At 47.8% G+C, this 24,470-nt stretch carries 19 protein-coding genes and 1 tRNA gene; 10 read left to right on the top strand and 10 right to left on the bottom strand.

Features of this window, described 5'->3' with window-relative positions; genetic code table 11:
- Window positions 1-281: 281 nt before the first annotated feature.
- The 8 genes from L4D76_RS18670 to L4D76_RS18635 form a co-directional block, all read right to left on the bottom strand.
- Entirely contained in the window at window positions 282-1,052 is a 771-nt protein-coding gene (locus L4D76_RS18670) for a siderophore-interacting protein (protein ID WP_428442397.1), read from the bottom strand.
- Window positions 1,053-1,139: 87 nt separating this feature from the next.
- A complete protein-coding gene (locus L4D76_RS18665) occupies window positions 1,140-2,033 on the bottom strand; it encodes an AraC family transcriptional regulator (RefSeq protein WP_428442396.1) in 894 nt (297 codons plus the stop codon).
- 177 nt (window positions 2,034-2,210) lie between these two features.
- The gene (locus L4D76_RS18660) at window positions 2,211-2,438 is read right to left on the bottom strand and encodes a hypothetical protein (protein WP_428442395.1); all 228 of its coding nucleotides are present in this window, start codon (window positions 2,436-2,438) and stop codon (window positions 2,211-2,213) included.
- Entirely contained in the window at window positions 2,435-3,700 is a 1,266-nt protein-coding gene (locus tag L4D76_RS18655; RefSeq protein ID WP_428442394.1) for an FMN-binding protein, read from the bottom strand. The genes L4D76_RS18660 and L4D76_RS18655 overlap by 4 nt, the downstream gene beginning before the upstream one ends.
- Window positions 3,701-3,841: 141 nt before the next feature.
- Window positions 3,842-4,978: an aromatic alcohol reductase gene (locus L4D76_RS18650; protein ID WP_428442393.1), complete on the bottom strand. Its 1,137-nt coding sequence runs from the start codon at window positions 4,976-4,978 to the stop codon at window positions 3,842-3,844.
- 137 nt (window positions 4,979-5,115) lie between these two features.
- Window positions 5,116-5,206, bottom strand: a tRNA-Ser gene (locus tag L4D76_RS18645).
- A 335-nt stretch (window positions 5,207-5,541) separates the two neighbouring features.
- A complete protein-coding gene (locus tag L4D76_RS18640; protein WP_428442392.1) occupies window positions 5,542-7,230 on the bottom strand; it encodes a bifunctional diguanylate cyclase/phosphodiesterase in 1,689 nt (562 codons plus the stop codon).
- A gap of 198 nt (window positions 7,231-7,428) precedes the next feature.
- The gene (locus L4D76_RS18635) at window positions 7,429-8,313 is read right to left on the bottom strand and encodes a LysR family transcriptional regulator (protein ID WP_428442391.1); all 885 of its coding nucleotides are present in this window, start codon (window positions 8,311-8,313) and stop codon (window positions 7,429-7,431) included.
- Between the two features lie 108 nt (window positions 8,314-8,421).
- Between L4D76_RS18635 and L4D76_RS18630 the strand changes: the two genes are divergently transcribed.
- Window positions 8,422-8,925, top strand: a complete 504-nt coding sequence (locus L4D76_RS18630) for a lactoylglutathione lyase family protein (protein WP_428442407.1) — start codon at window positions 8,422-8,424, stop codon at window positions 8,923-8,925.
- A 67-nt stretch (window positions 8,926-8,992) separates the two neighbouring features.
- Here L4D76_RS18630 and L4D76_RS18625 read toward each other — a convergent pair whose 3' ends face one another.
- On the bottom strand, window positions 8,993-9,847 hold the full coding sequence (locus L4D76_RS18625; RefSeq protein ID WP_428442390.1) for a LysR family transcriptional regulator: 855 nt from the start codon (window positions 9,845-9,847) through the stop codon (window positions 8,993-8,995).
- 239 nt (window positions 9,848-10,086) lie between these two features.
- On the opposite strand from L4D76_RS18625, the gene L4D76_RS18620 reads away from it, so the two are divergent.
- From L4D76_RS18620 to L4D76_RS18580, 9 genes are all read left to right on the top strand, one after another.
- Complete coding sequence (locus L4D76_RS18620) at window positions 10,087-11,700, top strand: hypothetical protein (protein WP_428442389.1); 1,614 nt, start codon at window positions 10,087-10,089, stop codon at window positions 11,698-11,700.
- 309 nt (window positions 11,701-12,009) lie between these two features.
- A complete protein-coding gene (locus L4D76_RS18615; RefSeq protein ID WP_428442388.1) occupies window positions 12,010-12,720 on the top strand; it encodes a 3-oxoacid CoA-transferase subunit A in 711 nt (236 codons plus the stop codon).
- Window positions 12,717-13,409, top strand: a complete 693-nt coding sequence (locus tag L4D76_RS18610; protein WP_428442387.1) for a 3-oxoacid CoA-transferase subunit B — start codon at window positions 12,717-12,719, stop codon at window positions 13,407-13,409. Before L4D76_RS18615 ends, L4D76_RS18610 begins: the two co-directional genes overlap by 4 nt.
- Window positions 13,409-14,755: an aspartate aminotransferase family protein gene (locus L4D76_RS18605; protein ID WP_428442386.1), complete on the top strand. Its 1,347-nt coding sequence runs from the start codon at window positions 13,409-13,411 to the stop codon at window positions 14,753-14,755. The genes L4D76_RS18610 and L4D76_RS18605 overlap by 1 nt, the downstream gene beginning before the upstream one ends.
- A 12-nt stretch (window positions 14,756-14,767) precedes the next feature.
- Window positions 14,768-15,967 carry a 3-oxoadipyl-CoA thiolase gene (gene pcaF / locus L4D76_RS18600; protein ID WP_428442385.1) on the top strand — a complete coding sequence of 400 codons (1,200 nt, stop codon included), beginning with the start codon at window positions 14,768-14,770 and terminating at the stop codon, window positions 15,965-15,967.
- Between the two features lie 182 nt (window positions 15,968-16,149).
- Window positions 16,150-17,592: a xanthine dehydrogenase small subunit gene (gene xdhA / locus L4D76_RS18595; RefSeq protein WP_428442384.1), complete on the top strand. Its 1,443-nt coding sequence runs from the start codon at window positions 16,150-16,152 to the stop codon at window positions 17,590-17,592.
- Window positions 17,585-19,984 (top strand): xanthine dehydrogenase molybdopterin binding subunit, encoded by a 2,400-nt coding sequence (gene xdhB / locus L4D76_RS18590; RefSeq protein WP_428442383.1) that lies wholly within the window; start codon window positions 17,585-17,587, stop codon window positions 19,982-19,984. The genes xdhA and xdhB overlap by 8 nt, the downstream gene beginning before the upstream one ends.
- 33 nt (window positions 19,985-20,017) lie before the next feature.
- Window positions 20,018-20,821, top strand: a complete 804-nt coding sequence (gene xdhC / locus L4D76_RS18585; RefSeq protein ID WP_428442382.1) for a xanthine dehydrogenase accessory protein XdhC — start codon at window positions 20,018-20,020, stop codon at window positions 20,819-20,821.
- Entirely contained in the window at window positions 20,818-22,140 is a 1,323-nt protein-coding gene (locus L4D76_RS18580; RefSeq protein ID WP_428442381.1) for a nucleobase:cation symporter-2 family protein, read from the top strand. The genes xdhC and L4D76_RS18580 overlap by 4 nt, the downstream gene beginning before the upstream one ends.
- A 104-nt stretch (window positions 22,141-22,244) precedes the next feature.
- Here L4D76_RS18580 and L4D76_RS18575 read toward each other — a convergent pair whose 3' ends face one another.
- Window positions 22,245-24,191 carry an MBL fold metallo-hydrolase gene (locus L4D76_RS18575; RefSeq protein ID WP_428442380.1) on the bottom strand — a complete coding sequence of 649 codons (1,947 nt, stop codon included), beginning with the start codon at window positions 24,189-24,191 and terminating at the stop codon, window positions 22,245-22,247.
- Between the last annotated feature and the right edge of the window lie 279 nt (window positions 24,192-24,470).

Genomic DNA, 24,470 nt, shown 5'->3' with positions numbered 1-24,470 from the left:
CTAATTTTCTTTGTCATAAGTGGGGAATGATGCCTGTAATCATATTTACTTGGGTTACATTTAGTTAACACCTGTATTTATACAAAAAGCGAATGGTTACATTGAACACTTGAGCTATTTTTTGCCAATTCAACAATTGGTTACTGTTATTACAAATAAGACAATCCGGGGAGTTTATAAACATAACGATGAACCTTCTCTGCCTTATTCGTGCTTAAATAAACACTTAAATCTTGGTCATAACCGTAATAACAATCGAGAGCTTTTTAACTGACTGACGTTTAAAGCGGATTCACTGTTTTGTCGGCACTAAACCGATCTGCATCAACGCCTTTTTTCCAGTAACCTGTTGCATGAACACAACAACGCTCAATCTCACGTTCTTCAAGAAGGTAATTTTTTATGGTCCTTATCTGACGGGCTTCTAACCCTAAAAACACCTCGGTGTTACAAGGAACAACCGGCAACGCTGAGACAGCGTTCAATAATGCTTCACGCTGATTTTCTGTTTGCTCATTTACAATAACCCATTGCACAGATACGTTGTCAGCACATTCTATCGGTAAAATATCTTCTCTGGTTGGCACTTCAACAATAACATAGCCTTTTGCTGTCTCAGGGATTGACTGCGCATATGCATTAACGGCATTTACAGACGTTAAATCACCTACCAGTAGATAGGTATCTGCATCAAAGTTAGTCAGCTTTCTTGGTCCAGGGCCTGCGATACCCAAATAATCACCGACTTTAGCTTGGCAAGCCCATTGTGTTGCAGGGCCCTGATGACGATTTACAACAAAGTCGAGTCCAATTTCATTCGCAGCTTTGTCGTAGTAACGAATAGTGTAAGAACGTTTAACCGCTGCGCCCTCTCCCATCACTTTCATGTTTGGCATTGTTTCACCTGCATCAGGCAGTAACACTTTCACATGCGCTCCCTGTTGATCTTCTGGAAATCCCACCAGTTCATCACCCGTTAACACAATGCGGCGTAAATTAGGACTTAAATCAATAACTTGAGACACTTGGGTTAATCGTACAACTGGCTTCATGGATGTCTCCTGTTAATTTATGCGATATAAATGAAGATGAAGGCTATAGCCATTTTATTTCATGACAAAATCGGGGGCATATCAGATTTAGCTTCTCGGAAATTTACGATAAAAATGCGAAACACTTCTGAACTCGGTCGGAGAACAGCTGGTATGGCGGCGAAAGAACTTCGCCAGATTGGTTTGTTCTTCAAAGCCCAGCACCACTGCAATTTCTGATATCGGCTTGATGGTATGAGACAGCAGGCGCTTAGCTTCCAGCAATACTCTGGAATCAATCAATTCCTTGGCACTCATTCCGGTTTCGGCCCTTGCAAGATTGTTCAATTTTTTGGTGGAGCACCTGAGCAACCGGCTGTAATCGGTTACGTTGTGATACCTGAAATAATAGTTTTCCAACGCTTGATTAAATTGATGAAACTCCACGCTTACATGACGCAGGCAATCCTGCTGGGCCGGCAAGTTATGCCGGTAAAGCACCTTTAGGATGATATTTTGCAGCATATTCCTTAATAACAGGATCGTTACCGAATCTGTATTGTTCTTATATTCCAAGTACATATTCGCAAAATCCTGCTGACACATGGCTGACAGGTTAGCGATGTAATTAATACTACCGATGGTCTCAATAAACCTGGCATTAAGTAACTCGTTACTGGCCGAAAACAACTCCGCACTGTCAAAGGCAATGACCAGACCATCCCATTCAAATGCAGTGTCAAAACAATGCACCTGAAAAGGTGCGGTAACCAGCAAGCTCCCTGGACGACAGTGATACATATGGTGATCAATGTAATGCACCCCGGTTCCATGAGTAACCAGAACAAAAGTGTAAAAATCAATGCGATGAGGGGAGCAGAGTTCTCCCTTGCCTCTGGCTGCAATAAGCTCAGCCACCCTGTAGATATTAATATCTAATTGTGGCTTGACGTTCTGGAATTCGATGGACTCAATAGACGTCCCCAAACCAGAATATACCATAGCAAGTTTCCCCTACATCAATTAGCACTTGGTTGACATGCTCAACCATATAACCAATAGTTGATGATATCAACAACACTTTGTGAAAGAATAAATATGCTTATCCCAACAGGTACTACACCGTGCCTGATGAGGAAGCCCACAGGCCGAGACTCAAAATCACAATTAACCGGAGATTTATCCCCCAATTCGCTGTTCTTTTGAAAATTCCTCAGCCCATTGCTTAAAATCTTCCCTCTGCTTGTCGTCCTTCTCATCGTCCGGTGTCTTGCTTTCGAGCGTAAACACATAGCGTGGGCTTTGTTTGGATTGCATGGTATTGACCACCCGATATTGCAACCCGATATTTATCAGAACTAACCCCGAGGCGATGGCGTAAAATGCCACCATTACCTTTTTTCTCATGACGCATTGCTCCTATGCTCCACCACACCTTTACTTGTTGCGAAGCCCGCGTCGGCGTTTTTGTTGCTTCGGCTTTTACCGCGCTTCGCTGACGTTTTTTTAAGATCATTAATCACTTGCTTGGCCCAGTTCTTATTGAATTTCAGAAAATCGGTCATCGCATTAATCGGGCACAAGGACTTACACCACGGGCGATGCACCACCAGAGAGGTCAATACAATCATAAAGGTAAGAGTAAACAGATACATAGAGCCAACCATGCCGAACATGATGCCAAAAGGCTCATAAGAAAAAAATGCCGGATTACGGAAATATACGCCAAAACACAGGGTAGACAATAAGATGGCTCTTGGGAACCAGATGAAAAAACGATGCTTGAGGTTAACCGCTTTGGCATTGGTGATTTTCCCCAGGCACTGCTGGCTGGCACCAAACGGACAAATACTTTGGCAATAGATGTTTTTATTAAAAGCCAGAATGTAACCCACGGTCAGCAACAGCAAAATCAGCGCGGTATAGTTACCCAAACCGGATAACCAGCTACCGGAAACCATGATCCCCATGGTCGAAGAAGAAAATAATGATGCAGAATAAAAGCCAAACAAGATCATGGACGTCACTAATACCGTCCAGTTAAGCGCATTCTTACGCGGATGACGGCTTTTGCTTACCCATACCGCGGCTGCGAAGATCAGCACCGCCGCAATATCCAGCCAACTTAAATGATCAAGGGCGCTATCTGGTTCAGACAGAGTGTAACCGAACAGCTCTTTGCGGATCGGATCGGCAGCATTGTCGACAGCCTGGATCAGTCCGTTAGAAGACAACGTTGCCCCGCTGATCCCATCAACGACCAGACTCGTTTTAATGTTCTTACCCAGCATGGCGTCGAACAGTTTGCCATCGACCACCTTGTCCAAATAAGAAGAGGTATCCTTGGCTGACAATATGGCAACGCGTTGAATATCACCGTTAGGCTCTACCGTCACGGTCAACTTCATTTCACCGCCGTAACCGATCCCGGTACCTACATTGACCCACTGATATGATTCCGGATCCAGCTTAGAATAAACCTGATATAAACCGGAATCTGTGGTGTGTAAAACGCTGCCTTTATCCAGCATCTGGTTAAGCATGATGGATTGGTTATCGGCAATACGCAGCCCGCCCAAATACCAAGCGCTAATAAGGAGCAGTATTGATGCCACGCTGGCAATTTTTTCGATAAACGGTTTCGACTGTTTTCTAGATTTCTTTCTCATAACTCTCCCAAAGGCACCGCATGGTTAATCGGCGTCTTCCTCTTTTAATCGACTTTATTTCTGGCCTACCCCGATTCACGTCGATCCGGACAAGTCATGCGCTGGTGCGATCATGAGTTTTCAGTTATCCACACAGTGGAATTAGTTATCGAAGATAAACACTGAATCAGCTAGTGCCTGCTCAGGAGTTCGTGTTACCTGATAATCAGGATACAGAGCGGTTGTACATAGTGTCTCGTCGGTGAAAGAAGCTAGTTTACCAATGACATAGATAACGTAATTGATCCCCCAGCGCTCGCGATCTGTCTCTGCACCTTTCTTCGCCGTCACATCATCGCCAGCAGTGTTTCGGGAATCAGTGATAAATTCTGAAGAAAAATGTTCATATTCAAATGGATGATCCGGGAAGTTCTTTTTAAGCTCCGCCAGCATTTCTGTTTGAGTAAGCACGTTGTAATCCATCTGAACACATTTGTTAAGAGTGCGATCGTCAGTCAGCGCCAGAGCTGCAAYGTAGCCAATATCTTCAATCTCATGCGTATAAATCGGCATTTCCATMTCGCCGAACGTGGTAATTTTTCTGAAAAAACGCAGGTTAGGTAGGAAGTAGTCAAAGATCCCGCCATTATAGAAAAATGTCCAGCCAATTCCGGATTCAATGATTTTATTGTGCARTCTTTTTTTATAATCAAAAATCACRCCATCGCCATAATCAAGATTACGCGTGTGGCAGCCAAACTCAGTTGGTACAAAGCGCTTTACACCAGCTTTAACCGCGGCTTCTAACCATACTGGTTCTGCGTCGGTAATAATTTTTTTAGAGCCAGGAACCGCGCAGATCAGTGTATCTACGCCTTCAAGTGCTTTAGCCATATCGTCGACATTAAGCATATCCCGCACTTCAACTAACTGCGCGCCTTCCGCTTTATACGAGTTGAGTTTTTCGGCACTTTCGCCAGCCAAGTTACGAGTAAGCACAACAACATCATGCCCCAGCGATAATAGGCCTTTTGTTAATGGTGTACCGACTTGACCTGTTGCGCCAATAACGGCGACTGACTGTTTTCTGAAGGTGTACATTGCTTCTCCTGCTGATTTCTTGATAACGCAATAAGTGTAATCAAACCAGGAGAATGCAGCACGGTACAGGTAGGCAGAAAAATGGTAAATATCGAACCCGATCTTCGAGAGAGTACCAATGCGAAAAAGCCCCAGCATTTCTGCTAGGGCTTTAGAATTTGGTGGAGCGCTTTGGGTATGGTGGATTTGAGATGCCAATGCGAAAAAGCCCCAGCATTTCTGCTGAGGCTTTAGAATGTGCCGGAGTGCTTTGGGTATTAGAGGATTTGAACCCTTGGTTCTCCCAAGCATCAGGCATAAAAAAACCGCTGATAAGTCAGCGGTTTTTTTAAATTTGGCGGAGAGATAGGGATTTGAACCCTAGATACGCTATAAACGTATGCCGGTTTTCAAGACCGGTGCTTTCAACCACTCAGCCATCTCTCCAGTGCGGCGAATAATACGCTGCTGAATAAAAGCTGTAAAGACCTGACAAGCTCAAGTGCTCAACAGATAATCAATATTTGTCACTTTTTCATAAATTGCTTAATTTTCAAGCTAAATTCATCAGTTGTTTGTATCCGTGAATCAACAACTCCCTTTGCAGAAACGTCATATCCCCGCTCAGATACATGGTCAATCTAAACAAAAGCGATTAACTAGACTTTAAACCTATGTACTAAGTCATTTTGTTGACTGGCACGAGTCCCCTCTGTAGCCGCATTCAAAGCTAACAGTTACAGAATTTTCCGTTATTCTACAATACAGTGCAATCAAGTCGGTCATTTAATATTAAACGCGTCTTTTTCACATACAGGCTTTGAAAAGAAATAACCTTGTAATAAATCCACTCCCATGTTTTTTATTTCTTTTGCCATCTCTTTGGTTTCAATACCTTCACCTACAACTTCGATATTTTTTTCATAACATAAACTTGTCAAAAAGCTCACATAGGCTGAGGCTTCCCTACTGCTCATCGCTTTTAAGGTAACTTCTTTATCGATTTTCAACTGAGTAAAGGGGATTGAAAAAAAGCTATTCAATGAAGAATATCCTGTCCCAAAGTCATCTAAAGAGACTAAAAAACCTTTATCTTTCAACTGACCGATTTGTTCTCTGGCAAAGTCATTAGAATCTAACAATAATGACTCAGTAACTTCAATGACAATATGTTGAGGTTTAAGATCAAAAAGGCTAATAATTTTGGTTACCCGTTTAATGAAATCATCTTGTAATAGTTGTAAAACAGACACATTGACAGATATTTTCAAGTTTTTATTATTCTTTGAGTTATACCTGCTTATAAATGAACACGCATCCAATAGTACATAATAGCCGAGTTCAATAATATCTCGGTTTCTCTCAGCAACAGGAATAAAATCATCAGGCATGATCTCGCCATACTTTTTACTATTCCAACGGAGTAAAGCTTCAAAACTTTCCACCGCCTTCGTCTCCGAAGATATAATGGGTTGATATTTTAGGAAAAACTCTCTGTTCCTTATCGCAGACTTTATACCTGTTTCGATATAAAGCTTTTTTTCAACATTACTTTGGATTTTTTTATCAAAAAATGCATATTCCTTGCTGATATGATCCTTTGCATAGAGCGTTGTCAATTTCGCTTGATATATGAGCGCCTCTTCGCATTTTTCCTCTGAGGGTAACATGTTCACACCTATGCTCATGGTGTGAGTATAGGTCTCATTCAATGATTTAATTGACCGCTTAAACTTCCTTAATAATGAATCGATATAACTGACAAGGATCGTTTCAGTGGTTTTGGTACTAATCAATACAACAAATTCATACGTATTGATCCTGAAAAGTTCACAATCATTACGGAATATTGATTTCAAGTTATCAGAAACAGTAATAATTACATCATTACCAGCTTTATAACCAAATGTATCGAGATAAAGTCTGAAATTATTTAAATTAACATAAATCAATGCGCCATCAGTTTGAGATTCGATTTTCCCCTTTAATTGTTCAACAAGTTTACTTCTATTCAATAATCCGGTAAGTTGATCAATATAGGCAATGTTATAAATGTATCTCTCCGACATTTTCTCTTTGGTAATATCTTTATGAGAGCCTATCATATATAGATATCGACCATTCTTATCGAATCTTGTAACGCCTGTCGCCTCGATCCATATATATTGTCCAGATTTGTTTTTAACCCTATACTGACTTTTAACTCTTTTTAAACCATCGGATACTTGCTGATTAACGTTATTCGAAAAATATTCGATATCTTCAGGGTGGATAAGCGCAATCCATTCCTCTAAATTAGAACCTTTTAAAGATACATCAAGGTTTTCATAGAAGTTGTTGTTATAGAAGTTGACTTTATTATCAAATGTCATCTCCCACAACCCTTCATTTGAAGCATCAAATATATCCATAAACCGATTGATAATGTTTTTTTCATCTAAAACATTATCAATTGTCATTTCAAATTCCATTTTCAGAAAACCTTGGTCAATAATACAATCAGGTACATTAATGTTCTAATCATTGAAAACTTTGTAAATCCCTCCGAATTGTAAACCTTTTCTAATAAAAATGTCATTAAAACCGCCTGAACTGTGCAACTAATCGAGTTATGTCGTGGCCGATTAAAACAGTATCGTCAGCGTACTTAACCAAGTTACCGTGAATTTCTACGAATCAAGCAACCGGCCAATCGTTTCCTCAAACCACTCATATCGAGCAGGAAGTTGACGGTAACGTTTTTTTGTTAAGTAGAGTTTTTCTGTCACATTGTGAGTAAGAGGTGCAACATACAGTGATTGCTGTGACTCAAATTGAGCAATGGCTCTAGCTGGTAAGACAGTAAAGCCTAACCCTTGCGATACGGGTAGCAGTATTTGGCTTAACTGGTTGATATAACTTTTAATATTGAGGCTGTCACTACCTCTGTATGAATTAAAATCATTGGCTTTTAATACTTTATCTACGTAATGAAAACCGTCAGGGTGATTAATAAAACCGAGTGTATTAAGGAAGCTAAAGTCTATTTCTTCATTTTTGTATTGGATGGGAAGCACTAATTGCAACGTTTCATGGCCAACCTGATACTGAACTAATTCATCAGAATACTCTTGTTGTGTCACGATGCCGATATCTACCTTGTTGTGTAATAAATCGTCAATTACATTCTGGTTTGGAGCTGCCTCTACGGATACATTTAACCCACGATGTTTGCATTGATAAGCAAGAAAATGGGGATAGAGATGCATAGCTAAAGCACCTGAGCATGAAAAACGACATTCACCTTGCAGGGGATCATCTTGTTCAATCGCTTGGTGTAATTGCTCTTCTAATGCCAGCATTTGTTGGCCGTATTGATATAATTTCTCACCCGCTAAATTCAATTCAAATTGTTTACCGTAGCGATTGATTAACGTTGTTTTTAGCTGCTCTTCCAACTTTTTAATATGCTGGCTTACCCCGGGTTGGGTCATGTGCATCTTTTCTGCCGCATGAGTGAAGTGTCCTGTCTTCACCAGCATCATGAATGTTGTCAGCCATTTTTGATTGATCATAAATCACCACATAACAAAAAATTATCAAAATAAGAATAAACGATAATTTAATGTTTTGACATTTGAAATATACACTAGCTCTACTTTCATTGAAGCAGGACATTAATGATGACAACACCTTATCCAAGAACATTTTCTCATATTGGTATTTCTGTACCAGATCTTGAAGCGGCCGTTAAGTTTTACACTGAAGTCTTGGGTTGGTACTTAATTATGCAGCCCACTGAAATTGTAGAAGATGATAGCGCTGTTGGAGAGATGTGTACCGATGTATTTGGTGCTGGTTGGGAGCGCTTTCGTATTGCTCACCTGTCTACCGGTGACCGTATTGGCGTAGAGCTGTTTGAGTTTAAAAATCAAGAGAATCCAGAAGACAACTTTGAATACTGGAAGACGGGAATTTTCCACTTCTGTGTTCAGGATCCGAATGTAGAAGAGCTAGCCGAGAAAATTGAAGCGGCGGGCGGTAAGCGCAGAATGAAAGCACCTCGTTATTACTACCCTGGCGAGAAGCCTTACCGCATGATTTATATGGAAGACCCGTTTGGTAACATTTTAGAGATCTATAGCCATAGCTATGAAATGCACTATGCAAGTGGCGCTTACCAGTAACACCAAAGCCTTGTAACCGACCGTTGCAGGGCCTTTTTTGTAGAATCGAAAGACAGCCATATACGGCTTACTCGTGCAGACAAACAGTTCCGGTGGCTTCACAAACTTCAATCACCGATGAGATGAGGGGGTCGTTGTACCTGCTCGCTTTAAATGCCAGCCCGATACGCTGACTCAGGTCGAGAGTATCAACCTGTCGTAGCACGATACCATCGGCATCACGGATCTCGCGCCAGTCAGGTAACAATGCCGCCCCTACCCCGGCATCGACCAGCGGCCAGGCGTATTCGATCGTTCGAATATTCGCCCTCGACTGAAACTGTACGCCAGATGCGACCATCGCCTGCTTTAACCTATCCAGAACAGCACAAGGGCTACGGTTGATAAAGGGCAGCCCGTCCAAATCTTCAATACTGATAGAAGACTTCGCCGTTAATGGCCAGCCCTTCGGAATGGCAAGTTGATAGTTGTCCTGCCAGATCGGCACAAATTCTTCATTTTTTGTCGTTGATTGCGACAAGATGATCCTGGCATCACAGGGTTCATCCGGATCCACCAGCGTTAATTCCAGGTTATCAATCCGCTCTGTCAGCTCGGTCAGCAAATAGCTCATCCGTTGTGCGCCAAGCGATCGCATCAGCCCCAGTCGAAGTGGTACAGGTGTGGGGCCTTCACTGAACAGATGCAAAATAGACTTTTCATTAGCGCTCATTTCCCTCGCGAGCGGATAGAGCTTGTCGGCTGCAGCCGTGGGCAACACACCACGTGCATGACGCACAAACAGGCGGGTATCGAGAGTGTGTTCCAACTGCTTAATCGCAGCGGTAATTGATGGCTGTGAAACAAAGCACTGACGCGCAGCCCCACTAACACTACCCTGTTCATACACCGCCTGAAAATACTTTAGAGAACGCAATTCCATCGCCATTTCCCTTATTAAGTTAGATACGATAACCGGACGTTAATAGTTAGAACCACCGCCAAGACAGTGTCTAAGTATGACCCTGACAACAAGCCTACGTGGCTTTGGTTATACGCACAACATGCAAAACACCTCTCAGATATAGCTTTTCCCTATAGCTCATATAAAAAGATCATATTTCTAATAATCCCCCACACCCCGTAAGGTGATAACAATAAATCAACATGTAGGGTGAATGTATGATCAAGCTAAATTCGGCTGAACAGATTGCAGTGAGCACGCCACCAGCATCCGAGACAATGGAACACCTTGTCGTTACCCCCGCCAATGTCTTCAAAGCGATGGAACGTTATGGCTATGACGAACCAACAACTGCCATCATTCAACGAGAGAATCTGCTGCCCGCTGGGCTGCTCAGCAGGCTGCATGCATCATACCCCCAACATTCCGGCTTCCTTGAAACACGTCCTATGCTTTTTGTCGATAAGCAGCACTATACCGGGCTATCCGGCTTCCGCGAGGTCATCAGTATCCTTCACCAAAACAGTATTGATATTGGTGATATTGAGGAAAGAGAACTCTTTGTTGAGGTTTACCGCTTCCTTGCTACCCGCCATACCCTTAACAGTATCAATTGGGACAACTACGCCACCGATTCAGTTTTTCAGCTGGTTTTCCCGCAGCCCGGCATGATCGATAAGCAAACAACCCAGACTTACCTGCAAGCCGAAAGCAGAGAGAAACGCACTCAGGTTGCGCTGGACTATATGGAAAAAACCAATCCCCACGATGGTAATCAGCAGCTCAACAAGCCCTGGTTTGAAAACGATCAGGGAGAAGTGGAATTCCTTGATGGCAGCCAGCATAAATACCCGCAATGCCAGCTGATCTTTGATAAAACCACCCAGAACTGTTTCTCGTTTTGTACCTATTGTTTCCGTCACGCGCAGGTACGTGGCGATGAAGATATGTTTATCCAAAAAGATATCCACCAAATACATCAGTACCTGAAACTCCACACAGAAGTCACCGATCTGTTGATCACCGGTGGTGACGGCGGTTATATGCCCGTAAATCGACTCAAACAGTATGTCATGCCGCTCATCGAAGATCCGTCGTTACTGCATGTGAAAAATGTTCGGCTTGCTACCCGCTCTCTCACCTTCCATCCGGAGATGATCCTGAGCCATAAATACGACGCGATGTTAGAGCTGTTTGACACGCTTCGTGACAACGGTATTCAACTGGCCTGGATGGCACATTTTTCCACCCCGCGGGAGCTGCTAAACCCAACGACCATTGCGGCCATTCGTCGCTTGCAGAACCATGGGGTAAATATTCGTAGCCAGAGCCCGATGATGAATCATATTAGTCTGTTTGCCGATGAAAACGGTGAGATTGATATTGATCGTTCGGCGCAAAACTGGATCGATCTCGCCAATATCCTTGGCATGATGTCTGTTGGTTTCCACTCGATGTATTGTGCCCGCCCGACGGGTGAACACCATTACTACACCGCGCCTCTGGCAAAAATTGAAAAAATCTTTAACCGTATCTACCGCTCGCTGTCATCAATCAACCGCCCTTCCCGCCATATTTCAATGACCATCTCGGCAGGCAAACTGGCGATTCTTGGTACCTCGATCATTCATGGCGAGAAGTGCTTTGCCCTGAAGTTTACCGAAGCCCGCAACATGGAATGGATGGACCGCGTATTTCACGCCAAGTACGACGAGCAGGAAAACAAAGTCGATTTCCTGACCCCGTTCGATACCGACAAGTTCTTTTTTGAAGAAGAACTACAGGCTATCGAAACCGAACTGACTGATGCACTGCGCCAGCGTCTTGGGTAGTGACGTCAAGGTAGCCAGTTTCTAGTACTTCATCAATGAAGTTTTGACAAGTTCAGTCACCGAACTTCGTCATTCCGTAAAGTGAGGAACGAACTTATGCGGAATCTAAGGAGCACGCGGATAGAACTGGATCCCGGATATTTCGTTCCTCAATTCCGGGATGACGAGTGTAGGTACTTCAGCTATTCATATTTTATTTGAAAGAGTGCTAGATAGCCCGTTTCTAGGTAGCTGTTTTTCAAGGAAAGCAATGTTCAATGACTACCATTGATAGCTAACAACTAATGATCACAACAAGGCGTTGTTAACATGATAGATAAACATATCGCTTCTCCCGCCCAGGCCGTTGCTGACATTTTCGATGGCGCGACCGTGATGATCGGCGGATTCGGCGAGGCAGGCAGCCCGATAGAGCTGATCCATGCGCTGATTGATCACGGGGCCCGCGATCTCACAGTCATCAACAACAACACCGGCAGCGGGCATGTCGGTCTGGCGGCATTAATCGAAAGCGGTCAGGTCGGCAAAATGATCTGCTCCTTTCCCCGTACTGCCAATTCCACCGTATTCCCTGATCTCTACCGGGCAGGAAAAATCGAACTGGAGCTGGTGCCCCAAGGTACTCTGGCTGAACGGATCAGGGCCGGTGGCGCAGGGATCCCCGCATTTTATACCGCGACATCGGTTGGCACACCACTAGCCGAAGGCAAAGAACACCGGGAATTCGACAACCGGGAATATGTACTGGAAAAAGGCTTAACCGCTGATTTCGCGCTGATCAAATGTCGCCAGGCCGACCGATATGGCAACCTGGTGTATAACAAAACTGCCCGTAATTTTGCGCCGATCATGGCGATGGCAGCTAAGACAACCATTGTTCAGACTGGCTCGCAGGTCGAGGCCGGAGCCATCGATCCTGAAACGATCGTCACCCCGGGGATTTTTGTAAACCGTATTGTGACGGTTTCAGATCCCGCCCAGGAATCCAGACTTGTTGCCGACGGGAGATGCTACCCATGACTACAACACCACAGACTTTAGGCTGGAGCCGCGACCAGATGGCACAACGGGCAGCGCTTGATATCCCCGATGGCACCTACGTCAACCTGGGCATTGGTATCCCCGAGAAAGTAGCCCGTTACGTTCCCGAGGGACGGGAAGTGATCTACCACACTGAAAACGGCTTACTGGGTATGGGCGTCGCGCCCGAACAAGGCGATGAAGATACAGAGCTGATCAACGCGGGGAAAAAACCGGTCACCGCCATCCCCGGAGCGGCCTATTTTCATCATGCCGACAGCTTTGCCATGATCCGTGGCCATCACATTGATATCTGCGTACTGGGTGCGATGCAAGTCTCCCGGCAGGGTGATTTGGCAAACTGGTCTACCGGTGCGGCAGATGCGATCCCGGCCGTCGGCGGGGCAATGGATCTGGTAGCAGGGGTCAAGACCATCTTTGTCATCACCCAGCACACCACCAAGAACGGCGAGCCGAAATTGGTGGATCATTGTAGCTACCCGCTGACCGGTCGTCATGTCGTCGACCGGATCTATACCGATCTTGCCGTCATTGCAGTGACGCCGCAGGGCTTGGAGGTACTGGAGCTGGCTCCCGGCATCGATTTTGACTACGTGCAACAGCGCACCGGTTGTGAGCTGTTACTTAACCCCGCAGAATGCGCCTTAAACTGTGCCGGAGTTGAATAATGGAGCATCAAAACAAAATACCATCGGCAGAGCGCAGCGCAGAGCTTTACCGCCGGGCGCTCAAATTAATGCCCGGCGGTTGCAGCCGCAATACCGTTTTACGTCAGCCCCACCCACTCTATGCAGATCACGGTAAGGGCTGCTTTGTCACCGACATTGAAGGGGTTAAGCGGATCGACTTTGCCAACAATATGGCCGCCTTGATCCACGGTCATGCTCACCCGCAAATAGTGGCAGCTGTGACCGATCAGCTACAAAAAGGCACTGCGTTTACCCTAGCCACCGAAGCCGAAGTCGACTATGCCGAACACCTTTGCAGCCGCAACACCGGCTTCGAGATGATCCGCTTCGTTAACTCGGGTACGGAAGCGGTGATGAGCTGCCTCAAGGCGGCAAGAGCCTTCACCGGACGCCCCAAAATCGCCAAGGTCGAAGGGGCCTATCACGGCCTTTACGATTACGCAGAAGTCAGCCAGACTGCCAACCCGAGCAACTGGGGAGAACAAGATAACCCGGCCAGTGTCCCTGTTGCCCACGGTACGCCACATTCAGCATTGAACGATGTGGTGGTGATCCCTTTCAATGATCCGGAAAAAGCCATCGCCATTTTGGATCAACATGCCGACCAGCTGGCTTGCGTACTGGTTGATCTGCTGCCTCACCGCGTGGGTCTGATCCCGGCATCAGATGCCTTTATCACGGCATTGAAAAAATGGACTCACAACAACGGTGCATTACTGGTGTTTGATGAAGTGATCACCTTTCGTGGCAACTATGGCGGTACCCAGGACAACTACACCATTCAACCGGATTTAACCGCTATGGGCAAGATGATCGGCGGCGGATTTCCAGTCGGTGCACTGGCCGGACGTAAGGAGGTCATGGAAGTGATGAACCCTCTGGCAGATGAGCTGCTTTTTCCTCATTCGGGTACTTTTTCGGCCAATCCGATCACTATGGTTGCCGGTCTGACTGCCATGCAGCTGTTTGATCTAGATGCTGTAAAGCGGTTGAACAGGCTCAATGAACAACTGCGTCAACAAATCACAGAAGCAATCAGCATTGCCGATATACCCGCCTGCGTAACGGGCGGCGGCTCGATGTTCCGCATTCATATGAAGCCACAGCCCCCCACCAATTACCGTTCAGCTTACGCCGGAAAAAATGAAATCCGAATAAAAACCGCCTTGCTGGATCACCTGTTTAACAATGGATTCATGATGATCAACACCTGCTCGGGCACGTTGTCCACCGCGATGACCGACAAAGAGATCAGCATGTTTACCGAAGTGCTACTGGACGGTTTTCGCAAAATAAAACCGCTGTTTACTGCCGATGATTATTAAGGGAATGTGATTATGAAGGAAGTTTATATTTGTGACGCTGTACGTACACCTATCGGCCGATACGGCGGCGCACTCTCTTCGGTCAGAGCCGATGATCTGGCAGCTTTGCCAATCAAAGCATTAATGGCACGAAATGCTAATGTTGATTGGCAATTAACTGACGACTTATTACTGGGCTGTGCCAATCAATCGGGTGAAGATAACCGCAACGTTGCCAGAATGGCGGGGTTGCTGGCAGGATTACCACACCAAGTGCCGGGCTGTACCGTTAATCGGTTATGTGGTTCAGGCCTCAATGCCATCGGGGATGCGGCCCGGTCAATCCGTGCTGGCGAGGCTGATTTAGTCATCGCCGGCGGGGTTGAAAGCATGTCTCGTGCACCGTTTGTCATGGCCAAGGCCACCAATGCCTTTTCCCGAACGGCTGAACTGTACGATACCACCATGGGCTGGCGTTTCATCAATCCTGAACTGGATAAACGGTATGGTACAGACGCGATGCCGCAAACGGCTGAAAACCTGGCATCACAATATGGGATCAGCCGTGAAGATCAAGACCGGTTTGCTTTTTGGAGTCAGCAAAAGGCAGCGGCTGCGCAAGAAGATGGACGCCTTGGTGAAGAAATCATCCCCGTCACTATCCCGAGCCGAAAAGGCCCGCCAATTATCGTCGATCAGGATGAGCACCTGCGTGCCACCAGCCTCGAGAAACTGACAACACTGAATCCTCTATTTCGTGAAGGTACGGTCACAGCCGGTAATGCTTCGGGGATCAATGATGGAGCGGCAGCTCTGTTACTGGCTTCTGAAACCGGTTTAAAAACCCATAACCTGACGCCAAAAGCACGGGTACTGGGTATGGCTGTTGCCGGCGTCCCTCCCCGGATCATGGGATTAGGTCCGGTGCCTGCGACAACTAAGTTGTTAAACCGGCTCGGTATGACATTAAATGATTTCGATCTGTTGGAATTTAATGAAGCTTTTGCCGCTCAGGCACTCACTTGTACCAGAGAGCTGGGACTGGCTGACGATGATCCGAGAATCAACCCTCAAGGCGGAGCCATCGCATTAGGCCACCCGCTTGGTATGAGCGGTGCCCGGCTAGCAATAACAGCGGTACACCAGCTACAACGCACAAATGGCAAGCTGGCATTATGCACCATGTGCGTCGGTGTCGGTCAGGGCATTGCCATGGTGATTGAACGCATTTAGATTAATAAATAGATAAACAAGGGGGGGCTTCCCCCTTTTTCAGTACGTAAACAGCCTTATAAACTAAAAACCTATCTCATTCTCACTATTCTGCCAATCTGCAATTGCACCATCAATAGAGCTGCCATAATTGGTAAAGACCAAAAACCTCTCCTCTCTCTGCGGCAAGCCAAGGAGTTCTCTTGATTAAGTTCTTACTCAACCAGGAAGTTCGAGAAGAAGCTCTGCTCTCACCGAACATGACGGTACTCAATTACCTGCGGACCAAAGTAAATAAAACAGGAACCAAAGAAGGTTGTGGTTCAGGTAATTGCGGTGCATGTACTGTGGTACTTGGTGAATTGATCAACGGACAGCTACAGTATCGTTCTGTTAATGCCTGTCTTACTTTTATATCAGCCCTTCACGGCAAGCAACTCATCACTGTTGAAGATCTGCAAAGCAAAGACCGCTCTCTCCACCCGGTTCAGCAGGCGCTGGTTGACTTTCATGGTTCGCAATGCGGCTATTGTACCCCCGGAATTATTATGTCGATGTTTGCGCTTAGCAAAAACCATCCTCAGGCCGATAAGCAGGATGTTCTCGAATTCCTGTCCGGTAACTTGTGCCGATGTACTGGCTACCGCCCGATCATTGACGCGGCATTGTCGCTAAGCGCAAAAGTGCCTTATCAGGATCAGTTTGCCGAACAGATGCAATCCACCATCGATAAACTCAACAGTATCAGCAACGAACCGGCAACACTGCAGTTTGACAATCTTTCCAGCTTTTCACCCTCGACAACAAATGAACTGGCGGAATTACTGCTGGCTTATCCGCATGCACGCATCGTCGCCGGCGGCACCGATCTGGCCCTTGACGTCACCCAGCTCCACCGTGAGATCGAGACGCTGATCGATGTCAGTCGGGTGATGGATATGAAGGTAGTGAATGAGACCAATCATCAAATTATCATCGGTGCGAACGTGCCGCTCAGCGATTGCTACGGCGCACTCAACAAACACTACTCGGACTTCGGTGAGATCCTCCGTCGCTTTGGATCAATGCAGATCCGCAATCAAGGGACGCTGGGGGGTAACATCGGCAATGCCTCTCCCATCGGGGACACCCTGCCGCTGCTGATCGCACTGGATGCCGGCATGACCCTAAGCCGAAGTGGTGAGTCTCGCACCATTCCTGTCGAAGATTATTTTATCGGCTATAAGGAAACCGCCCTGCGGCCATCCGAATTTATCAAAAAAATTATCATTCCCAAACCGGAGGCCAACAAAACGTTCCGTGCCTATAAGGTGTCGAAACGGATCGGGGATGACATTGCTGCAATCTGTGGCGGATTCAATATCGAACTCGAAGACGATACCGTCACGTTTGCCCGTATCGCCTTTGGCGGCATGGCGGAAATACCCAAACGGGCAGTGCATTGTGAACAGACATTGATTGGAAAAAAATGGAACATTGCCACGTTAAACACGGCGATGGCAGCACTGGCGTCTGATTTTGAACCCCTGTCAGATTTCCGCGCCAGCAAAGCGTATCGCAGCCAAACGGCTGCCAACATGCTCTACCGCTTTTTTATCGAGCAGCAAAACAGCCAAATCGAAACCAGGGTGACCTCTTATGTCTAAACCCAAAAAAACTGCGATAGATCACGATGACAGCATCGCGAATGTTAACCAAGACTTAAGAACAGGCGTTGGTCACAGCGTACAGCACGACAGTGCTGGCAAACATGCCACGAGCGAAGCCGTTTATATCGATGATCGGCTGGAATTTCCGAATCAGCTCCACCTGTACGCCCGGTTAAGCCCCCAGGCACATGCCAACATTATCAAGTTAGATATCAACCCATGTTATGACTTTGACGGGGTGGCGCTTGTTATCACCAGTAAGGACATTCCCGGCGAGATCGATATCGGGACGATTTTCCCCGGCGATCCTCTGCTGGCAGATGGCAAGGTGGAATACGTCGGCCAACCAATGCTTGTCGTTGCCGCCAACGAACCCGAGATCGCCTATCGGGCGGCACAGGCGGCAATTATCGAGTACGAGCCGCTGCCTGCCATTCTCGATATCAAAGAAGCATTAACGAAAAAGCATTTTGTAAATGATAGCCACTGGCAAAAACGGGGTGATCCACAAACCGCGCTCAACAATGCCGCCCATGTCTTGAGCGGTGAGATCCATATCGGCGGGCAGGAACACTTCTATCTGGAAACACAGGCCAGTAGCGCCATGCCGACCGAAGACGGCGGGATGATTGTGTACGCCTCGACGCAGAACCCCACCGATGTACAAAGGCTGGTCGCCAAGGTACTGGGAACACCAATCCGCAATGTGACTATCGATACCCGCAGGATCGGCGGTGGCTTCGGCGGAAAAGAAACACAAGCGACCGGCCCAGCATGCATGGCGGCGGTGGTCGCCCACCTTACGGGACGTCCGGCTAAGATCCGCCTGTACCGGAACGAAGATATGTCGATGACAGGCAAGCGGCATCCGTTCTATAACCGCTACAGCGTCGGTTTTGATGACAACGGCACCATTCAGGGCATTGAAATCACGCTGGCCAGTAACTGCGGCTACTCGCCGGATCTGTCTGCCGCCATCATCGATCGCGCCATGTTTCACTGCGACAATGCGTATTACCTGAGTAATGTCAGCATTACCGCATATTGCTGCAAAACCAATATCGCCTCCAACACCGCCTGCCGCGGCTTTGGCGGGCCGCAAGCCATGGTGACCATTGAGCACATCATGGATGAGATAGCCTGCTATCTTAAAAAAGATCCGCTGGAGGTACGTAAGACCAATTACTATGGCGGCGAAGGGCGCAATATCACCCACTACTACCAGACGGTAGAGCATAACCTGCTGCATAAAATTACCGAGCAGCTTGAAACCAGCAGTGACTACCATGCCCGCCGTCTGGCAATCAATGCATTTAATAAAAACAGCCCGATCCTCAAAAAAGGTCTGGCGCTCACCCCGGTGAAGTTCGGTATTTCATTTACCGCGTCGTTTCTTAACCAGGCGGGAGCCCTCATCCATATCTACACCGATGGCAGTATCCACCTCAATCACGGCGGTACAGAAATGGGGCAAGGCCTGAACACCAAAATAGCCCAGATTGTGGCAGAGGAATTTCAGGTCGATATCAAGCAAATTCAAATCACCGCCACTACCACCGATAAAGTACCGAACACATCGGCCACCGCCGCCTCATCCGGAGCCGATCTAAATGGAAAAGCGGCACAAAATGCCGCTAACACCATCAAACAGCGGCTGATCACGTTTGCCAGCTCACATTTTAAGATCAGCGAAGATCAGGTGATTTTCAGCCATGGTTCCGTACATATCGGCGACCGTCAGCTGCCGTTTGCAGAGCTGATCCAGCTGGCTTACTTTAATCAGATCTCCCTCTCAAGCACTGGTTTCTACCGCACGCCGAAAGTTCACTATGACGAAAAGAAAGCACGTGGCCGCCCCTTCTATTATTACGTCTACGGCGCTTCATGCTCTGAGGTCATCATCGATTCCCTGACTGGTGAATATAAAATTCTCCGCACCGATATTTGTCATGATGTGGGATCGTCATTGAACCCGGCGATAGACAAAGGTCAGGTCGAAGGAGGCTTTATCCAGGGGGTGGGATGGCTGACCACAGAAGAACTGATCTGGGACGAGGGTGGCCGATTAATCACCAACAGTCCGGCCAACTATAAAATCCCGACCATTGCTGATATCCCGATTGATTTCCGTACCCAGCTGCTTGAGCACAACACCAACCCAGAACAGACCATTTTTCACTCGAAAGCCGTTGGCGAGCCTCCGTTCATGTTGGCAATCTCGGTACTGAGCGCGCTGAAAAATGCCATTACCTATACTTCGGAGAGTCGTGCGATGCCAACACTCGATACCCCAGCCACCCCGGAGCGGGTACTGTGGGCAATTAAAAGCGTACAGCAACCGGATGATTCAACTGCTGAAGCAAAGTGCCAGAATCAAAACGAAAATTAAGCGCACACCAAACTGACCCGAAAGGATCTTCGTATGTTCGGCGATAACTGGATCCACGAGCTTGCCCGCCTGGAAGAGCAAGGCGAAGCCTGCGTGCTGGTCACCGTCTTGGAAGACAAGGGATCGGTGCCTCGCGGCGCCGGTACCAAAATGGTGGTGACCCATGACTCCGTGATCGCCACTATCGGTGGTGGCCACCTCGAATATCAGGCCACACAAATCGCGCGGGAGATGCTGCTGGCAGGAGAACACCAGTTGAAAATAGAACGCTTCAACCTGAGCGCCCGACTTGGCCAATGCTGCGGCGGTGTTGCCACTCTCAGCTTCGAACCACTCTGCCGACAGGCAAACCACCTCGCGCTATTCGGTGCCGGACATGTTGCCAAAGCTCTGATCCATATCGTCTCAACCCTCCCGTTCAAGGTGACGTGGATTGATGAGCGCGACAAGGCCTTTCCTGAACCGCTTCCGGCAGGCACAACAAAAATCGTCAATGATGATCCGGTTGCTGAGGTTAATCAGATACCAGCCCGCAGTTATTATCTGGTGATGACACACAGCCACCAGCTTGATTTCGAGCTTGCCCGCGCTATCCTAAAACGCGATGATGTCACCTATTTCGGCCTGATCGGTTCAACAACCAAACGCAAGCAGTTTGATCATCGACTACTCCAACGCGGTTACAGCCAGACGGACATCGAACGAATGACCTGCCCCATCGGCATCCGCGCGGTGAAAGGAAAACATCCGGCTGAAATCGCCGTCTCTGTCGCAGCGCAGTTGATTGTTCATTATCAGGCGCGGCAACAAGCCAACAATCCCCCACAGTCAGTATGAAGCTGCTCTATCCCATCAATACCCGTCCGCCACTTGGCTTAACCCTGTTGTTAGCCCTCCAGCACATGCTGGCTTCTATTGGGGGTATCGTTGCCATGCCGCTGATTGTCGGCACATCCATCGGCCTGCCAACCAGTGACGTTGTCACTCTGATCAATGCCTCTCTGTTGGCCTCCGGTATCGCGACAATCATCCAGTGCCTTGGTCTCGGACCGGTCGGGATCCGCTTACCTGTGGTGATGGGTTCCAGTTTCGCATTTTTGGGCATCGCGATTGTTATCGGTAAAGAAGGGGGAGCCAGCAGCATCATGGGCGCGGCTTTAGTCGGCTCGCTGGTTGTTATTGCGGCCAGCTTTTATATGCATAAGGTGCGCACACTATTCCCACCCGTTGTCAGCGGTGTGGTTGTCACTCTGATCGGCTTGACCATTTTACCGATTGCCATTAACTGGATCGGCGATGCTCCCGCAACCAGCCCAGAATTTGCCTCCTTGCCAAAACTGTTTCTGGCTCTGATTTCGCTTATGATCGTCATTGCAGTTTCCGCTTATTGCCGCAACACGCTGGCCGCAGCGGCGATTGTCATCGGCCTTGCCGGCGGCTATCTCGTAGCGCTGACTTTGGGGCTGGTCGATTGGCAGCAAATCTCTGAAGCCAATTGGTTTGCTCGCCCTGAACCATTCAAATATGGTTTTAGCTTCTCCTTGGGAGCCATCGTCAGTATGAGTCTGGTGTATTTGGTGGTGATCGCCGAGGCCGCAGGGGATTTCATCGCCCTGGGTAATAATTGCCATGTCAACGTCACCGGTCATGATTTAAAGCGGGGGCTATTAGCGGATGGGCTGGGGAGCACGCTAGCCGCCATTCTGACAGCGATGCCTCTGGCCTCTTTCAGCCAGAATGTCGGGATTGTCGGCCTAACGGGAGTCGCCAGCCGTTATGTTGTTGCTACCACCGGAGGCCTGCTGATCATGGGGAGTCTGCTGCCCAAATTTGCCGCCCTTGCCGTCACGATCCCCAAACCTGTGATTGGCGGGGTAGGTCTTGTGATGTTCGGGATGATTGCCTATACCGGGATCCGGATGCTGGTTAAATCCAGTGACACCAAACGCAACGCGTTAGTGGTTTGTGTGGGGCTGGCAGCCGGTTTGGCCGTCACATTCGAGCCACGTTTGGTCCAGCACCTGCCGGATGAAATGGCGACCTTCTTTCATTCAGGTATTACAACAGGCACAATCACCACGGTACTCCTTAACCTGGTCTTACCAAAATCGCCTTCAGGTGAAGATACAAAGTTAAGAGGTAATCAAAATGATTAATCGACCAAGCGTTTACCCGCATAGAGAAAGTCCTGTCTGACACTACCTATTTAGGCAGACTAAGTCGTGGCGAAGCAGGGCATTGCCATGGTGATTGAGTGCATTTAGAGGCTTCTGACAACGTTCGGGAATATGTCTTCAATTTCCTGAAAGAGCTTTTCTGGATCATTCTCATAACGGCGTGAAAAGTGGAAAGGGATTAACTGCTTAACGCCTGCGGCCGCGGCAATTTCACCGCAAGCAGTGGTCGTCAGGTGACCGTTATTTACGCCCCGCTGCTGGTCGTCCCGGGTAAAGGCTGCTTCGCAAATTAATGTGTCAGCGTGGCGTGCCAGGGTGATCAGCTTTTCCCTGTTCTCAGCGGTATCAGCCAAGTCGGTGGCATATACCAATTTATTCCCCGCCTGTTTGCGCAGCAGGAGTCTAGCCAGCACGCCCACAGGCTGAGACTCACCGTTTGGTAATTCAATCAGGCGGGATTGCTCGCCTGCCATGTAGGTGTATTTCAGTTTTCCCAACCAGGGGCCAGGGGTTAACTGGTGTTCTTTGAGAGCCAGCTCAGAAACAACGACTGCCGCCACAGGTTCATAGGCATAAGCTAGTACAGGCGTACCGTGGTCCAGTTCGACGGCCCGTACCAAAAAGCGTTCCTCCTGATAAATGATGCCATCCTCGACACTCCTTTCCGGTAAGACGATCATTTTGTCGTGGCCTGCCTGCAGACGAAAGCACCGTAGTTGTTCTCCGTGAAGTTCAGCAATATCAAATGCAGGGCCATTTTCCCCTATCCGGTCCCATAAAATACCACTGAGCATACCTGCGATATGCCGGGCCAGCCCTGGTGGACCATACAAGGTACAGGGCGCACACGTCCCCAAACGTACCCTGAGCAAGCCCATAAACCCACCAATATGGTCGAAATGCGCATGACTGATAAAAATATGGCTGACATTATGGGCGTGGCGCAGTGGCAACCTGGAAGTGTTCCCAAGATCGAAAAGGAGGCAACGCCGACTCCAGTTGGTCTTTATCAATAGCAGGGGATCCTCAAAGAGACCGTTAACCAGCTCTGCTGTTATATCTCTCCTGCGGATCTGAGGACCGTGGTTAATGTTCTTGTGATCAGACGGATAAACCAAAGAGGGGCCAGAAAGCAGGCTAGTATCAGTTTTCGGTGTTTGCCGGTGACTCGCGGTTTTTAATTTATGGCCAGGCAAGTGCCTGGCATCACGTACCAGCAGTTGACGTGGAGGGCGCCTTAGTGAGTGACATCGTATCTTTAATTGTTGCTCCTGTAACTCGAGCACTTCTCCCATCGCAATCAGCCCATCGGCATCACCAAGGCTTATCAGCAGACCACACCATTTTTCCGGACAATTAACAGGTGGTGGCGTGCCAAGCAATGCTTTTCCATCGAGTGTCAAAACGGTTTCTCCGGCGCTCCCCATATACTGTTTCCAGAGTCGAGTGCGCCGATCAACACGCTCATGCCGGCTGGGAAGCTGTGCCTCATCCGAGGTTGCAAGCCGTACAACTGGCATGGGAAGACTGGCGATCTCCTGCTCAAGCTCGATTGAACCGTCCTGGCGATCCAGCACCACAATCAAGGTGGCCGCGGTCACGTTGACCAGGGTTAAAAGCATTTCCGCGGCGGCGACTCCCTTCGCCATGCCGGGTGCATCGATGATCAAAGGAAGCTGGACTGGCACCTTCAACATCAGGCGACTGACAGCCTCAGCTAGCGGTAAGCGAAAGCGCGCAGCATCAAGACTGCACAACGCTTCGAAAGCTTCTAGTTGCCAGCTATCCTGGTTCCAGACTCCCAGGTTGATGGCGGCAGGAATACCGAATCCCGGAGAACCAGGATCGGCGCTCAGGCAAGCGCACGATCTTTCTTCTGCTTGAAGGCGCCTGGCCAGTTCAGCAGCCAGATAACTTTTCCCTGCCCCCGGCGGGCCGAACAGCAGCACCCGCTCACTCTTTTGCAAAAGCGTTCGGCTCAGCTCTTCCACCCCTTCTGGATAGGGTATATGTACTGTCGGAGATACCATAGTCAGATCTACTATACATTTGCAGGATGATTAATTAATCAGCCTATCTGCTTTAAGTATATTCAACCCTTGGTTACAATGGGTAATAGCTTAGATTAAAATTCTGACTGAGTGACTTGAAAACCTAGACTACACCTTGGGTTACGTCACTGATCATGACTTGTTGAGCACCCTCAAGTTACTCAGTCTAAAAAATTAGGCGTACCCCTCTAATTTAGACCAAAACCCTAGCTTATTTGAGTCTAAAAAAATAGGGGAACCTGCCAAGAAAAGATTCAA

It is taken from the genome of Photobacterium sagamiensis (genome assembly GCF_050337085.1).
In the GTDB taxonomy this organism is placed as follows: Bacteria; Pseudomonadota; Gammaproteobacteria; order Enterobacterales; family Vibrionaceae; genus Photobacterium; species Photobacterium sagamiensis.
This window is presented reverse-complemented; position numbering and strand designations above follow the sequence as displayed.

Excerpts from the sequence above, each read along its gene's own strand:
- L4D76_RS18615 (WP_428442388.1), top strand. The coding sequence starts at position 12,010 with ATGATAGATAAACATATCGCTTCTCCCGCCCAGGCCGTTGCTGACATT.
- L4D76_RS18610 (WP_428442387.1), top strand. The coding sequence starts at position 12,717 with ATGACTACAACACCACAGACTTTAGGCTGGAGCCGCGACCAGATGGCA.
- L4D76_RS18635 (WP_428442391.1), bottom strand. The coding sequence starts at position 8,313 with ATGATCAATCAAAAATGGCTGACAACATTCATGATGCTGGTGAAGACA.
- L4D76_RS18630 (WP_428442407.1), top strand. The coding sequence starts at position 8,422 with ATGACAACACCTTATCCAAGAACATTTTCTCATATTGGTATTTCTGTA.
- L4D76_RS18605 (WP_428442386.1), top strand. The coding sequence starts at position 13,409 with ATGGAGCATCAAAACAAAATACCATCGGCAGAGCGCAGCGCAGAGCTT.
- L4D76_RS18580 (WP_428442381.1), top strand. The coding sequence starts at position 20,818 with ATGAAGCTGCTCTATCCCATCAATACCCGTCCGCCACTTGGCTTAACC.
- xdhC (WP_428442382.1), top strand. The coding sequence starts at position 20,018 with ATGTTCGGCGATAACTGGATCCACGAGCTTGCCCGCCTGGAAGAGCAA.
- L4D76_RS18670 (WP_428442397.1), bottom strand. The coding sequence starts at position 1,052 with ATGAAGCCAGTTGTACGATTAACCCAAGTGTCTCAAGTTATTGATTTA.
- L4D76_RS18665 (WP_428442396.1), bottom strand. The coding sequence starts at position 2,033 with ATGGTATATTCTGGTTTGGGGACGTCTATTGAGTCCATCGAATTCCAG.
- L4D76_RS18620 (WP_428442389.1), top strand. The coding sequence starts at position 10,087 with ATGATCAAGCTAAATTCGGCTGAACAGATTGCAGTGAGCACGCCACCA.
- L4D76_RS18660 (WP_428442395.1), bottom strand. The coding sequence starts at position 2,438 with ATGAGAAAAAAGGTAATGGTGGCATTTTACGCCATCGCCTCGGGGTTA.
- L4D76_RS18625 (WP_428442390.1), bottom strand. The coding sequence starts at position 9,847 with ATGGAATTGCGTTCTCTAAAGTATTTTCAGGCGGTGTATGAACAGGGT.
- L4D76_RS18575 (WP_428442380.1), bottom strand. The coding sequence starts at position 24,191 with ATGGTATCTCCGACAGTACATATACCCTATCCAGAAGGGGTGGAAGAG.
- xdhB (WP_428442383.1), top strand. The coding sequence starts at position 17,585 with ATGTCTAAACCCAAAAAAACTGCGATAGATCACGATGACAGCATCGCG.
- L4D76_RS18655 (WP_428442394.1), bottom strand. The coding sequence starts at position 3,700 with ATGAGAAAGAAATCTAGAAAACAGTCGAAACCGTTTATCGAAAAAATT.
- L4D76_RS18640 (WP_428442392.1), bottom strand. The coding sequence starts at position 7,230 with ATGGAATTTGAAATGACAATTGATAATGTTTTAGATGAAAAAAACATT.
- pcaF (WP_428442385.1), top strand. The coding sequence starts at position 14,768 with ATGAAGGAAGTTTATATTTGTGACGCTGTACGTACACCTATCGGCCGA.